At 72.8% G+C, this 15,468-nt stretch carries 6 protein-coding genes and 1 other RNA gene; 6 read left to right on the top strand and 1 reads right to left on the bottom strand.

The window, feature by feature from the left end; all coding sequences use genetic code 11:
- The first annotated feature begins 34 nt into the window (after window positions 1–34).
- The gene (pta, locus tag AAEP80_RS15470; protein ID WP_420365047.1) at window positions 35–2,161 is read left to right on the top strand and encodes a phosphate acetyltransferase; all 2,127 of its coding nucleotides are present in this window, start codon (window positions 35–37) and stop codon (window positions 2,159–2,161) included.
- Between the two features lie 64 nt (window positions 2,162–2,225).
- The gene (locus tag AAEP80_RS15465) at window positions 2,226–3,422 is read left to right on the top strand and encodes an acetate/propionate family kinase (RefSeq protein ID WP_420365046.1); all 1,197 of its coding nucleotides are present in this window, start codon (window positions 2,226–2,228) and stop codon (window positions 3,420–3,422) included.
- A gap of 15 nt (window positions 3,423–3,437) precedes the next feature.
- Here AAEP80_RS15465 and AAEP80_RS15460 read toward each other — a convergent pair whose 3' ends face one another.
- On the bottom strand, window positions 3,438–4,112 hold the full coding sequence (locus AAEP80_RS15460) for an NAD(P)H-binding protein (RefSeq protein WP_420365045.1): 675 nt from the start codon (window positions 4,110–4,112) through the stop codon (window positions 3,438–3,440).
- 36 nt (window positions 4,113–4,148) lie between these two features.
- On the opposite strand from AAEP80_RS15460, the gene ffs reads away from it, so the two are divergent.
- The 4 genes from ffs (at window position 4,149) to recR (ending at window position 15,419) form a co-directional block, all read left to right on the top strand.
- Window positions 4,149–4,245, top strand: an RNA gene (gene ffs / locus AAEP80_RS15455) — signal recognition particle sRNA small type.
- A 174-nt stretch (window positions 4,246–4,419) separates the two neighbouring features.
- On the top strand, window positions 4,420–11,967 hold the full coding sequence (locus AAEP80_RS15450; RefSeq protein WP_420365044.1) for a choice-of-anchor G family protein: 7,548 nt from the start codon (window positions 4,420–4,422) through the stop codon (window positions 11,965–11,967).
- Window positions 11,968–12,129: 162 nt separating this feature from the next.
- Window positions 12,130–14,820, top strand: a complete 2,691-nt coding sequence (locus AAEP80_RS15445; protein ID WP_420365043.1) for a DNA polymerase III subunit gamma and tau — start codon at window positions 12,130–12,132, stop codon at window positions 14,818–14,820.
- Window positions 14,820–15,419, top strand: a complete 600-nt coding sequence (recR, locus tag AAEP80_RS15440; protein ID WP_144763514.1) for a recombination mediator RecR — start codon at window positions 14,820–14,822, stop codon at window positions 15,417–15,419. Before AAEP80_RS15445 ends, recR begins: the two co-directional genes overlap by 1 nt.
- The last annotated feature ends 49 nt before the right edge of the window (window positions 15,420–15,468 follow it).

The raw sequence follows: 15,468 nt of genomic DNA, 5'->3' as shown, positions 1-15,468 counted from the left end.
TGTCGTGACATGTCCGACGGCTACCCTGGGAAGCGTGTCGACCCGCATCTACATCACGTCAGCAGAAGGACACACGGGCAAGAGCACGGTGGCGCTCGGTGTCCTCGAGACCCTCGCCCGCACGGTCGGACGCGTCGGCGTGTTCCGGCCGGTCGCCCGCTCCGTGGACGAACCCGACTACGTGCTCGAGCTCCTGCTCCAGCACAGCGGGGCGAACCAGTCCTACGAAGACGCCGTCGGGGTGACGTACGACGACGTGCACGCGGACCCGGACGCCGCGCTCGGCACGATCGTCAGCCGGTTCGCCCAGGTCGAGCGCCAGTGCGACGCGGTCGTGGTCCTCGGCTCGGACTACACGGACGTGGGGAGCCCGACCGAACTCTCGTTCAACGCGAAGGTCGCCACGAACCTCGGCGCCCCCGTGCTCCTGGTGCTCGGCGGCCGGGACTCCGCCGAACGCGGGACCCGCACCCCGGCGGACATGGCACAGGTCGCGGACGTGACCACGAGCGAACTCCGCGCGGCGCACGCGCAGCTGCTCGGCGTCGTCGTCAACCGCGCGGACCCCGATGCCCTCGCCGCGATCTGCGACAGCGTCGCCGGTGCGGTGCACGACGACCACCCGGACGTCCCGGTGTGGGCCATCCCCGAGGACGCCGTGCTCGTCGCACCGACCGTGCGGGCGCTGCTCGCCGCCACCGGGGCGACGCTCGTCCGCGGTGACGACGCGCTCCTCGACCGTGAAGCACTCGGCACCGTCGTCGCGGGCATGAGCATGGAGAACGTGCTCCCGCGGCTCATCGAGGGCGGCATCGTCGTCGTCCCGGGGGACCGCAGCGACGTCCTCATCGCCACGCTCCTGGCGAACCAGTCCGACACCTTCCCGAGCCTCGCCGGCGTGATCCTCAACGGCGGGTTCGAGACCGCGCCGCAGATCACGCGGCTGCTCGAAGGGCTGTCGAGCTCGCTGCCGATCGCCACGAACGACCTCGGCACGTACGACACCGCGCTCCGCATCACCCAGACGCGCGGTCGGCTCGCCGCGGACTCCCCGCGGAAGGCGGACCTCGCGCTGTCGCTCTTCGAACGGCACGTGCAGGCCGACGAACTGCTCGCCCGGCTGCAGGTCACCCCGTCGGGGGTGGTCACACCGCTGATGTTCGAGCACGGGCTGCTCGACCGTGCCCGGGAGCACCGCAAGCGCATCGTCCTGCCGGAAGGCGACGACGACCGGATCCTCCGTGCCGCCTCGACCCTCCTGCAGCGGCAGGTGTGCGAGCTGACGATCCTCGGCGACCCCACGGCGATCCGGGCACGCGCGACGGAACTCGGCCTGGACCTCGACGCCGCGCAGCTCGTGTCGCCGTTCGACCCGGAGCTCCGGGAACGCTTTGCCGAGGAGTACGCGAAGCTCCGTGCGCACAAGGGCATGAGCGTCGAACTCGCCCGCGACACCGTGACCGACGTCTCCTACTTCGGCACGATGATGGTGCAGCTCGGCCTCGCCGACGGCATGGTCTCCGGTGCGAAGCACACGACCGCGCACACCATCCGACCGTCGTTCGAGATCATCAAGACCCGTCCGGACACGTCGATCGTGTCGAGCGTGTTCCTGATGGCGCTCGCGGACCGGGTGCTCGTCTACGGCGACTGCGCGGTCATCCCCGACCCGTCGAGCGAGCAGCTCGCGGACATCGCGATCTCGTCCGCCGAGACCGCGACGCAGTTCGGCATCGACCCGCGCGTGGCGATGCTCAGCTACTCCACGGGCGACAGCGGCTCGGGCGCGGACGTCGACAAGGTCCGCGCCGGCACGGCCTTCGTGCGTGAGCGCCGACCCGATCTGCTGGTCGAGGGGCCGATCCAGTACGACGCCGCCGCTGACCCGACCGTCGCGAGCACGAAGATGCCGGACTCGCCGGTCGCCGGCCGCGCGACGGTGTTCATCTTCCCGGACCTCAACACCGGCAACAACACCTACAAGGCCGTGCAACGCTCGGCCGGCGCCGTCGCGATCGGACCGGTCCTGCAGGGCCTGCGGAAGCCGATCAACGACCTCTCCCGCGGTGCGCTCGTCAGCGACATCGTGAACACGGTCGCGATCACCGCGATCCAGGCCGGCACCGCGGCGCAGGCCGACCCGGCGCCGACCGTCGCCTGACCACCAGACCCAGCCACAGCCTCCCGTCCGGCCGCACCCGGCCACCCATGAAAGTGAGCCACCAGTGACCGCTGCCCTCGTCGTGAACTCCGGATCGAGTTCGTTCAAGTACCAGCTCATCGAGCTCGACGGCGAGCGCACGCTCGCGTCCGGGCTCGTCGAGCGCATCGGCGAGTCCACCGGTGCGTGGAAGCACACCAACGCGCTGACGGGGGAGTCCTCCTCGAACGACGCCGCTCGCGTGCCGGACCACGCCGCGGGGTTCCAGGCGATGATCGACGCGTTCGCGAAGGTCGGACCGTCGTTCGACGAGCACCCGCCGTCGGTCGTCGGACACCGAGTCGTGCACGGCGGGACGACGTTCGACAGTGCGACGGTCGTCACGGACGACGTCGAGCGCCAGATCGAGGAGCTCTCGAGCCTGGCACCGTTGCACAACCCGGCGAATCTCGAGGGGATCCGCGCGGCGAAGCAGGTCTTCTCGGACGTGCCGCACGTGGCCGTCTTCGACACCGCGTTCCACCAGACGATGCCGCCGCACGCGTACACCTACGCGATCCCGGCCGACCTCGCGGCCGAGTACGGGATCCGCCGATACGGCATGCACGGCACCAGCCACAAGTACGTCTCCGAGCAGGCGGCGGTGTTCCTCGACCGGCCGTTGTCCGAGCTCAAGACGATCGTGCTGCACCTCGGCAACGGGGCCTCTGCCGCCGCGATCGACGGGGGCCGGTCGATCGAGACGTCGATGGGACTGACCCCGCTCGAGGGCCTCGTGATGGGCACCCGCTCCGGCGACCTCGACCCCGCGGTCCTCATCCAGCTGCACCGCCAGGCCGGTCTGTCCTTCGACGAGCTCGACGACATGCTCAACAAGCGCTCCGGGTTGCTCGGCCTCACCGGCAACGGCGACATGCGTGACGTGCAGGCCGCTGCGATCGACGGCGACGAGACCGCAGAGGCGGCGCTCGCCGTCTACCGGCACCGGATCCGTCGGTACGTCGGCGCCTACACCGCCCAGCTCGGCGGGCTCGACGCCGTCGTGTTCACCGCGGGCGTCGGCGAGAACAACGCGCTGCTCCGCCGACGTGTGCTCGCGGGGCTGGAGCACCTCGGGATCGAGGTCGACAACGACCGCAACGAACTGCACTCGAAGGAGGCGCGACTGATCTCGACCGACTCCTCCCGCGTCGCGGTGCTCGTGGTCCCCACGAACGAGGAGCTCGAGATCGCCCGGCAGTCCGCCGCGGTCGCGCTGTAGGGGGAGTGCTGCTCGTCAGCTGATCGCTGCCAGCGCCGCCGGGATCGGGGTGTTGCCGCTCGTGACCTCGAACTGCACGCCGACCGCGGTGTCGTCGAGGAGCGCGTGCAGGACGACAGCGGCGACGTCGGCACGGGGGATCGACCCCCTGGGGACCGTGCTGCCCACGGCTATCGTGCCCTGCGGCGGGGTGTCGAGCAGGCCACCTGGTCGGACGATCGTCCACCGCATGTTCCGCGCCCGCAGGTCGGCGTCCGCCTCGGCCTTCGCGCGGAGGTACACCTGGAACACCGCGGCGTCGTCCTTCGCCGGGACGACCGCGAGTTCCGGGTCGTAGGTGTCCGCGGCCATCGCCGACACCATGACGTACCGGTCGATCCCCGCCCGTTCGGCGGCGTCAGCGAGCAGGGCGGCGGCGTCGCGGTCGACGGAGAGCTTCCGTTCCGCACCGCTGCCCGGGCCGGCACCGGCGGCGAAGACGACTGCGTCGACACCGCGGAGTCGGAGTGCGAGCTGGTCGTCGTCGAGCTGCTCGAGGTCGGCGACGATCGCGGCTGCTCCCGTCTGCTCGACGTCCGACACGTGGGCGGGGTTGCGGACGATGCCGATGGCCTCGTGTCCGGCTTCGGTGATCAGGCGGGCGAGGAGCAGGGCGATCTGGCCGTGTCCTCCGGCGATGGCGATCTTCATGGTTCGATCGTGCTCCTCGTGTCCGGTAGACTGCTTGGCGGCTCCTCACGTGACGCCATCCAGGCCAACTCCCCCAGGGCGGAAACGCAGCAAGGGTAACCGGGCTCTGGCGGGTGCGTGAGGAGTCTTTTTCGTCCGCCTGGGGTGCGTGAGGAGTCTTTTTCGTCCCGGGACGCACATCCAGCCTGAACGTGTGCCAAGATCGCCCTCAGGAACTCCCAACCAGGGTTCCTGCCCTCACCGGCTCACCACCGGCGGGGATCCGAGGATCAGGTGGCGGGCATGCCCGCCAGGATGAGGAACACACATGCGCAAGCACGTGTCGCTCCGTGGTACCCGCGTACCCACCGGAGCCGGCGATGGCACACGACAGACCACTCCAGGCCGACGGGAACACCGACGACGAGCACCAGGCGGTGATCGGCTGCTGCTCCGCGGCGGCGTCGTCGCCACCGTGACCGCGCTCATCGCCGCGACGGTCGCGATCCAGCCGGCCGCCGCCGCGCCGAGCGACGTCGCGGAGAGCGAAGGCGTGCTGCTCGGCGGGTCCGGGCTGGTCGACGCCGACGCCATCGTGCAGTTGGCCGGTGCCTACTCCGCCCGTGGCGCGACCTCCGGTGGCGGGACCACCAGTCAGCCGGTGGACGTCACGGCACTGAACGCGGTGAACCTGGACCTCGGCAACGACATCGACCTCCTCGGGACGAACGGCATCCTGACCCTCGGCGCGGCCGGGCAGTACGCGACGTCCTCGGCGTCGGGCGCGACCGCGTCGTCCGGGCTCATCACCGGCAACGGCGGCATCGGTGTCGGCAACGGCGCGAACGGGTCGGGTGCTTCGGTGAACCTCGACCCGCTGCTGTCCCGCGTCGGCGCGAGCTCCAGCGTCCTCGCCGACGGCCGGCTCGAGGTCGGTGCGCTCGCCTCGACGATCTCCGCGACGCGCGGTACCTCGGTCGGGACGACGAGCGACTACCAGATCGCCGGGGCGAAGCTGAACCTGCAGAGCCCTGCGGTGTCGGGGCTGACGACGTCGCTCCGGAGCGACCTCAGGACGTTCTCGTCGGGGGTGAACTCCACCATCGGCGCGAACGGCGCACTCTCCGACATCACCGGGCAGCTGACCACCGGGCTCACGGGTGCGCTGTCGTCACTCGGTCTGATCTCGCTGAGCGGGACGACGGCGCAGGCGACCGTGAACCTGAACCTGGACGACACGCTCACCCAGGTGCTCGCCCAACCGCTCACCTCCGGGGCCGTCACGATCACGCCGGCCACCGGCGCGGTGTCGGTCGACCTCGACCAGCTCACCGCCCTGAACGGCCAGCCGGCGAACACCCCGGTGCTGACGCAGCAGGCGGTCACGTCGATCAACACGGCGATCGCGGACATCCTCGAACGCCAGCTGCCCTCGGCACTGCAGACCGCCGTCGTGAACACGATCAACTCGACCGCGATCTCGATCCGCGTCACCGCGAACGCCACGCTCGCCGGACTGCCGATCACCGGGTTGACGCTCAACGTCGCCACCACCCTCGGGCAGGTGCTCGGCACCGCGACGGGCACCACGACGGTGACCGCGTCCGGGCTCACCGGCGCCGCGCTCGTGCCGCTCCTGACACCCGTCGTGAACACCACCCTCATCCCGCTCGTCCGCGGGGTCGTCGGCCCGCTCCTCACGGGCGCCGCGATCACGACGCTCGGGCAGACCCTCACCACGACCACCACCGCGGTGGCGAACCTGCTGTCACCGGCGGTCCTGCTGCTGCGCCAGGTCATCGACCTGACCGTGAACGCGCAGGACACCACGACCGGGTTCCGTGACCCGCGCGGTTCCGACGCCGGAGCCAGGAGCGTGCACGCCCTGCGGCTGTCGATCCTGCCCGGTGCGAACGTCGCCACCGTCGACCTCGCGACGTCGACGGTGCGTGCCAGCGCGGTCGCTCCGGTGACGATCGCCACGCCGACCGCGAACCAGCAGTTCAGCGTCCCGTCCGCGTCGTCGACCAGGTCCATCACCGTCAGCGGTACCGGCGAACCCGGGGCGACCATCGCGGTCGACCTCGGTACCGGCCGGACGGGAACCGCCACGGTGGCCGCGAACGGCACGTGGACGACCTCGATCGCGGACGTACCGACCGGTGACCACACCGCGACGGCGACGCAGACCGTCGGCGGTGCGACGGCGGGGACGGCCACGCAGCCGTTCTCGGTCGTCGCGCAGCAGGCGCTGACGATCACGACACCCACCGCCGGGCAGACCTTCACCATCACGGGTGCCTCGACCCCGGTGACCCTCACCGGCACCGCGACCCCGAACTCCACGGTGGCCGTCGACCTCGGCGGCGGTCGTACCGGCACCGGCACCACGAACGGCTCGGGCGCATGGAGCGTCACCGTCCCCGGTGTCCCGGCGGGCAGCTACACCGCGAGCGTCACGCAGACCGTCGGTGACTCGACGTCGAACGCGGTCACCCGGGGGTTCCGGGTCGTGCAGGCCGCCGGTCTGACGGTCGCGACCCCGACTGACGGGCAGGACTTCGCGGTGGCCGACGACGGGACGCGCGACGTCCCGTTCTCCGGTACCGCCCAGCCCGGCGCGACGGTCGACGTCGACGCCGGTGACGGCCACACCGCCAGCACCACGGCCGGTGCGGACGGCACCTGGTCGACCACGGTCACGGGCATCCCGGCCGGCGAGCACACCGCGTCGGTGACCCAGACGGTCGGCGGATCGACGAGCGACCCGGTCGAGCGTGCGTTCTCGGTGACCGCGGCAGCGGCACTCACGATCACCGCTCCGACCGACGGCAGCGTCATCACGGTGGCCGACGCATCGTCCACCACGCCCGTGACGGTCAGTGGTTCAGCGGCGCCGGACGCCCGCGTCTTGGTCGGGATCGGCGGTGCGTTCACGGCGATCGTCACGGCGGACGACGACGGCGACTGGACGACGACGTTCCAGGGCGTCCCGGTCGGCGGCCGAACCGTGACCGCGACCCAGACCGTCGGTGGGACCACCTCGGCCGCGGTGACCTCGACCTTCTCCGTCAGCGCCGGCGATCCGATCGTGATCACCGCTCCGGCGGACGGCGCCGTGGTCACGGTGCTCGCGGGCACCACGGCGGACCTCCCGGTCTCCGGGACCGCCCAGGCCGGCGCCGACGTCGCGGTCGACCTCGGCGGCGGCCGGACCGCGTCCACGACCGCTGACGACGACGGCGACTGGTCGGTCACCGTCGACGACGTCCCGGTCGGCCGGTACACGATCGCGGCCACGCAGACCGTGAACGGCACCACCTCGCCGGTGCTCCGGCAGGTGGTGACGGTGCGGGCCGCGGCGGCGCTCGCCGTGACCGGGCCGGCGCAGGGTTCGACGACCACGGTCGCGCAGGACTCCTCGACGATCGACGTCCCGGTGACCGGGACCGCCGAGCCCCGCGCCGACGTCAGCGTCGTGTTCGACGGCGGGACACCGGTCTCCACGACCGCGGACGACAGCGGCGCATGGAGCGTCACGCTGCCCGACGTCGGGACCGGCGACCACACCGTGTCCGTCACGCAGACCGTCGGCGGGCAGACCTCGGCCGCCGTGGACCGGGACTTCTCGGTCGAGGCCGGTGACGCCCTGACCATCGACACGCCGACCGACGCGCAGGAGGTCCCCGCAGGTGGCGGGGGCACCGCCGGCGTCATCGCGAGCGGCACCGCAGAAGCCGGGGCGACCGTCACGGTCGTCTTCGACGGCGGTGACCCGATCACGGTGACGGCCGGGGCCGACGGGCGCTGGACGGCGCCGGCGACGGGCAGCACCACGCTCGGCATCGGCAGCCACACCGTCAGCGCGACGCAGACCGTGAACGGCACGGACGGTCCCACCGTGGAGCGTGACTTCACCGTGGTGCCCGGCCGTGCCGTCACCATCGACACCCCGCCGACCGGCTCCCGGTTCGTCGTGGTGGACGCGGACGCGACGACAGACGTGACGATCACGGGCACCGCGGAGCCGGGGGCCGACGTCTCCGTGTCCGTCGGCGGCCGGACGCCGCTGACGACGACCGCCGACGCGACGAGCGGGACGTGGACGGTCACGGTCGAGGGTCTCGCGCCCACCGGCACGTACACCGTGAACGCGACGCAGTCGATCGAGGACGTCGAGACGAGTGCGCTCCCGACCACCTTCCAGGTCGTGACCGCGTCGCCGGTCCGGATCACCGCACCGGGCGCCGACGCCACGACGGTCGTCGCGGGTCCTGACGTCTCCACCGACGTCACGGTCTCCGGGACGGCGCAGCCGGGAGCGACCATCACGGCGGGAACCGACGGAGCCGACGACCAGACCACCACGGTCCGGGCGGACGGCACCTGGTCGGTCACCTTCCCCGGCCTCGGCGTGGGAGCGCACCCCGTCTCGGTCACGCAGACCATCGGGGACGCCACGTCGAGCCCGGTCGACCGCACGGTGCGCATCGAGGCGGCCGACCCCGTCACGGTCACCGACCCGGCGGCGGGTGACGTCCTGTCCGTCATCGGCGACGACGGCACGCGTGACGTGACGGTCCGCGGCACCGCCGCCGCGAACGCACCCGTCACGGTGCGGCTCGGCGACGACGAGGCCACCACGACGGCGAACGGCGACGGCGCCTGGACGGTCACGTTCACCGACGTCGGGGTCGGTGTGGTCCCCGTGACCGCCACCCAGAGCGTCAACGGCACCACTGCCTCCAGTCCGGACCGCACGGTCGACGTCCGCGCCGTGGACGGCGTGGTCATCGACGCGCCGTCGGACGGCGAGCAGCTCACCGTGGCGGACCCGAGCGGGACGGCCGACGTCCGTGTGGCCGGGTCCGCGCAGGCGGGCGCCGACGTCACCGTCACGCTCTCCGATGGTTCCACCCACACGGTCACCGCCGACGACGGGGGCGACTGGGAGTGGACCTTCGCGGACAGGCCGGTCGGCGACTACCGGGTGACGGCGACCGAACGCTTCGACGGCCAGACGTCGCCGGCTGCGACCGTCGGCGTGTCCGTCGTCGCCGGAGCGGCGCTGACCGTCACCGACCCGGCCGGCGCCACCCGTGTCACCGTGGCCGACGGTGACGCGACGACCGACGTCGACTTCTCCGGGACCGGGGCACCCGGTGCGACGGTCACCGTCGACCTCGGTGGCGGCGGCTCGGCGACGGCGACCGTCGACGAGAACGGTGACTGGGCGACGACCGTCGAGGGGATCCCGACCGGGTCCTGGACGGCATCGGTGACCCAGGCGCTGAACGGCACGACGAGCGCCGCGGTCGAACGACCGGTGTCCGTCGTCCCCGCCGCCGACCTGACGATCCGCCAGCCGGGCGCCGACGAGCCGATCACGGTCGCGGACGCCGACCAGACGACGACCGTGACGGTCGCCGGTGACGCCCAGCCGGGTGTAACGGTGTCCGTGACGATCGACGACCGTGACCCGGTCGACGTCACCGCCGGACCGGACGGCACGTGGGCGCTCGACGTCGACGGCCTGGGTGTCGGGGACCACGACGTCAGCGTCACGCAGACGGTCGCCGGATCGACCTCGACGACCCCCGTCGAGTCGACGTTCACCGTCGAGGCCGGTGCACCGGTCGAGGTGACCACGCCGGAGACCGACCAGGAGTACACCGTGGCCGACGACGACGCCACGACCACCATCACGGTCAGCGGCACCGCCGAACCGGGCGCGACCGTGGTCGTCGACCTCGGCGGCGGACGGAGCGAGTCGACCACGGCCGGGACCAGCGGCGCGTGGAGCGTCGACGTGGCGGACGTGGGCGCCGGCGACCCGGTCGTCAGCGTCACGCAGCGCATCGGCGACACGGAGTCCGCTCCGGTCACCGTGCCGATCCACGTCGTCGTCGCCGACCCGATCACGATCGCGACCCCGGTCGCCGACTCGACCATCCGGGTGGCGGAGGACGACCAGACCACGACGGTCACCGCGACCGGCGCCGCCCAGTCGGGCGCCACCGTCCGGGTCACGCTCGACGACGGCGACCAGCAGACGGTCACCGCGACGGACGCCGGGACGTGGTCGGTCGAGTTCGACGGCGTCGGGATCGGCCAGCACACCGTGCGGGCCACCCAGACGACCGGTGGCTCGACCTCGGCACCGGTGGCCTCCCGCTTCACCGTCGCCGGCGCGACGACGCTCGCGATCGACGCCCCGGCAGCGGGGTCGACCATCACGGTTCCTGCGGGCGCCACGGGTGCGGACGTCGTCGTGAACGGCAGCGGCCAACCGGGCGCCACGGTCCGCGTCGTCGCCGACGGGCGTGACCCGGTCGAGACGATCGTCGGTCAGGACGGCCGCTGGACGACCACCGTCGACGGACTCGGCGAGGGAGACCACACCCTGTCCGTGACGCAGGTCGTGAACGGCACGACGTCCGATCCGGCCGGCCGTGGGTTCTCGGTCGCGATCGCCGACGCCGACGCGATCGTCGTCACGTCGCCGGCAGCCGGTACGGCGTACCGGGTGCTCGGCGGGTCGACGGACGTCACCGTCACCGGCGCGGCCGCTCCGGACGCACCGGTGTCGGTCACGATCGACGGCGGCACGCCGGTCACGACCACGGCGAACGGCGACGGGGCCTGGACGGTCACCGTGCCTGGGATCGGGCAGGGGCAGCACACGATCCGCGCGACGCAGACCGTCGGCGGGACGGACGTCGCCGCTCCGGAGGTCGGCTTCTCGGTCGTCGCCGCCACGCCGGTCTCGGTGACGAGCCCGTCCGACGGTCAGGTCGTCCCGATCACCGGCGGCAGCGCGTCGATCCCGGTGAGCGGCACCGCCGAGCCCGGGGCCACCGTGACCGTCGACATCGACGGCACCACGGTGAGCACGACCGCGGGGACCGACGGATCCTGGACCGTCACGGTGGGCGACGTCCCGCCGGGCGACCACACGGTGTCCGTCACCGAGACCGTCGGCGGCCGGACCTCCGACCCGGTCACCAGCGGGGTGACGGTCGTCGTCGCCGAACCGGAGGACGTGGTGATCACCTCGCCGGTCCCCGGCCAGCTGATCCCCGGCACCGGGGCGGGCGACACCGGGTCCTTCACGGTCACGGGCCACGCCACACCGGGTGCCACGATCACGGTCACGCTGTCGACCGGGCAGGTGCGCACGACGACGGCCGACGCGAACGGCAACTGGAGCGTCAGCTTCGACCGCGTCCCGGAGGGACGCTGGACGATCCGCGCCGTGCAGACGGTGAACGGGACGAACAGCACCGCTGCCGAGGTCCCGATCGTCGTCAGAGCGGTCGACCCGCTCGCGGTCACGTCGCCACCGTCCGGGTCGCACCGGACCGCCGGCAGCGACGGGTACGTCGACTGGCCCGTGACGGGCACCGCCGAACCGGGCGCGACGGTGACGGTCACGGCGGACGGAGGCGACCCCGTGACGGTGACGGCAGGGACGGACGGGACCTGGCGGGTCGTGCTGCGCCTCGCGGTCGGCACGCACCGGATCACGGCGACCCAGACGGTCGACGGTGCGACGTCCGAGCCACAGGTGTGGACGATGATCGTCGACGCAGCGGTCGCCCCGGGCGGCCCCGGCACGCCGGGCGATCCCGGTACGCCTGGGACGCCGGGCGACCCCGGTGCGCCGGGCACGCCGGGCACACCTGGGCTGCCGGGGACCGGCGCGGGCAACGGCGGCTCCGGGAACGGCGTCGGCAGCACCGCAGGCGGTCTCGCCTTCACCGGTGCCGACGTCGCCCCGCTCGCCGGGGCAGCTGGTGGCCTGGTGGTCCTCGGGTTCCTGCTGCTCGGCCTCTCCCGGCTGGCGCGCGGCATCCGCCGCCGCAACCAGGGGTAGGTCAGCACCTCCCGCAGCGCGCCTCCCGGTCGTCGTCCTGACGGCCGGGAGGCGCGGTGCCGTCCACGCACGCACCCGGCGTCACGACGTGGTCGGGTCCACCCCGCGCGGCGGCTCTCCACACCGGCCCCGGCTGTCGGTCGTCCCGGCTACCCTTGTCGCGTGGTCACCGCCCTGTATCGCCGTTACCGGCCTGAGAACTTCGCCGAGCTCATCGGGCAGTCGCAGGTCACCGACCCGCTGCGCACCGCGCTCCGGACCAACCGGGTCAACCACGCGTACCTGTTCAGCGGCCCGCGCGGCTGCGGCAAGACGACGTCGGCCCGCATCCTGGCGCGCTGCCTCAACTGTGCGGAAGGCCCGACCGACACCCCGTGCGGCGTCTGCCCGAGCTGCGTCGAGCTGGCGCGCGGCGGCAGCGGATCGCTCGACGTCATCGAGATCGACGCCGCCAGCCACAACGGTGTCGACGACGCCCGTGACCTCCGCGACCGGGCCGTGTTCGCGCCGGCTCGCGACCGCTACAAGATCTTCATCCTCGACGAAGCGCACATGGTCACGCCGCAGGGCTTCAACGCGCTGCTGAAGCTCGTCGAGGAACCGCCGGAGCACGTCAAGTTCATCTTCGCGACGACCGAACCGGAGAAGGTGATCGGGACGATCAGGTCCCGCACGCACCACTACCCGTTCCGCCTGGTCCCACCGGCGGCGATGCTCGAGTACGTCGAGCAGCTCTGCACGCAGGAGTCCGTGTCGGTGGCACCCGGTGTGCTGCCGCTGGTCGTCCGGGCCGGCGGCGGCTCCGTCCGCGACACGCTCTCGCTGCTCGACCAGCTCATCGCCGGCAGCGAAGACGGCGCGATCGCGTACGAACGTGCGGTCGCCCTGCTCGGGTACACCGACAGCGCGCTGCTCGACGACGTGGTCGACGCGCTCTCGGTCGCCGACCCTGGTTCCGCCTTCGCGGCGATCGACCGGGTGATCCAGACCGGGCAGGACCCCCGACGCTTCGTCGAGGACCTCCTCGAGCGGCTCCGCGACCTCATCGTCGTCGCCGCCACCAACGAGAGCGCCGGGGCGGTGCTCCGCGGCGTCTCGCCGGAAGAACTCGACACGATGACCCGTCAGGCGGGCGTGTTCGGCGCGAACGGGCTGTCCCGTGGTGCCGACATCGCGAACCGCGCCCTCACCGAGATGACCGGGGCGACCTCGCCCCGCCTGCACCTCGAGTTGATGATCGCGCGGATGCTCGTCCCCGAAGCCGACGACACGCAGCGTGGTGCGCTCGCACGGGTCGAGCGGCTCGAACGCCGGGTCGGTGTCGGCGACGCCGGTGGACACCAGGGTGGCCCGGAAGCCGTGCCGTCGGGGGCAGCCGCGGCAGCTCCCCGCCCGGCCCAGGCCGCTCCGACCGGCCAGGCAGCTCCGTCCGGCCAGGCAGCTCCGGCGGCGAAGACCGCTCCGGAGCAGCGCCGTCCCGAGCCCTCGACCACGCCGGCTGCTGCACCGCGCCCTGCCGAACCCGCGCCGGTCGAGGCCACCCCACCGACCAACGCCGCGCAGGACGCGGCTGCGTCCTGGGCGGCCGTCGCACCGGGGACACCCGAGGCCGCGCCTGCACCCGCACCGAGCGCTCCGCAACCGGACGGACACGCATCGGCGTCGTCGACGGGCATGGGCTCCGTCATCGGCACCGAGCCCGCGATCCAGCCGATCGCCGCGGTCGGGCTGCAGCAGATGCGGGACGCCTGGTCGCAGGTGCTCGAGCACGTCCAGCGCGCGAAGCGGTCGGCGTGGACCGTCGTCCAGCCGGCGCAGGTCACCGCCCTGCGTGACGACGTCCTCACGCTGACGTTCCCGAGTCAGCAGGACGTCGCCTCGTTCAAGGAGATGTCCGACCCGGCGACCAGCGTCAGTGAACTCGTCCGAGCCGCGATCATCGACGTGCTCGGGTTCCGCGTGAAGTTCGTCGCGCGTGGTCCCGGAGGTGCCGGTGGCCCCGGAGGAGCCCCACAGCGTCCGGCCCCGCGCCAGGACACGCCCGCAGCGTCCGAGCCCCCGTCCGCTCCTGCGCCGTCGGCCCCGGCCACCGCGTCGGCGGCGCCGGCTCCCGTGTCGGCGGCGCCGTCCCCGGCACCGCAGCCGCCCGTGCAGCCGACGAACGCCGACACCCCGGCCCCCGCCCCGAGTCCTGCACCGGCTGCGGCACCCGTCGCGGAGACCGCCGCAGCGCCGACCCCCGAGACACCGACCCCCGAGACACCGGCGCCGTCGGGCCCGGTCACCGAGTGGGCCGTCGCGACCATCCCGGCGACGGACCCCACCGTCGGTGCCGTCCCGGACGACGTCGAACCGACCTGGGCCGCACCGATGGGCTCGATCGGTCCGGACGACACGGTCGCTCCCGCGTCGACGCCCACGTCGGGACCGGTCGCCGAGACCCAGGCTGCCCTCGACGCCCTGAAGGCCGGCGGCCGTGGGCCCGTCGCGCAGCCGGCACCGGCGGCGGCACCGGCACCGGCGGCGCCAGACGTCCCCGTCGACGACTACCCGCTGGACGACGAACCGTTCGACGACGGCGCGCCGTTCCCCGACCCGGGGCCCGGCGGAGCACCGGCGCGGAGCGCCCAGACCCGGACCGCGCCGGCACCCACGCAGGCGCAGGCACCGGCCCAGGCACCCGCACCCGCACCGGCCCAGGCACCCGCGGCACCGGCACCCGCCGCGCCCGCCCAGCAGGCGGCTCCGCAGGTCCGTCGCCCGCCCGTCCCCGGTCGGTACGGCGAGGCGGTCGTGCGTGAGATCCTCGGCGCGCAGTTCATCGAGGAGACCTCCCTGAGCGAGGGCATCTGATGTACGACGGCATCGTGCAGGACCTCATCGACGAGTTCGGTCGTCTGCCCGGCATCGGACCGAAGTCGGCGCAGCGGATCGCCTTCCACATCCTCCAGAGCGAGTCGTTCGACCCATCACGGCTGTCCGAGCTCCTCGCCGACGTCAAGGAGCGGGTCCGCTTCTGCGAGATCTGCGGCAACGTGACCGAGTCGGAGCGCTGCAGCATCTGCCGCGATCCGCGACGCCAGCCCGCCGTGATCTGCGTCGTGGAAGAAGCGAAGGACGTCGCCGCGATCGAACGCACCCGCGAGTTCCGCGGGCTGTACCACGTCCTCGGCGGCGCGATCAGCCCGATCGACGGCGTCGGCCCCGACGACCTCAGGATCCAGCAGCTCATGACCCGGCTCGCGGACGGTACCGTGGAAGAGGTGATCATCGCGACCGACCCGAACCTCGAGGGCGAAGCGACCGCCACCTACCTCAGCCGCCTGCTCGTGCCGATGGGCATCCGCACGACCAGGCTCGCGTCCGGCCTCCCCGTCGGCGGCGACCTCGAGTACGCCGACGAGGTCACCCTCGGGCGTGCCTTCGAGGGGCGCCGGCTCGTCGGGGGCTGACCCGCGTCACCGCTGTGCCGCGCGGGCATCGTCACGCACGATCGTTGCG

This window comes from Curtobacterium sp. L3-7 (assembly GCF_048756585.1).
GTDB lineage: Bacteria > Actinomycetota > Actinomycetes > Actinomycetales > Microbacteriaceae > Curtobacterium.
The sequence above is the reverse complement of the archived record's forward strand: the minus strand, read 5'-3'. Positions and strand labels throughout refer to the sequence as shown.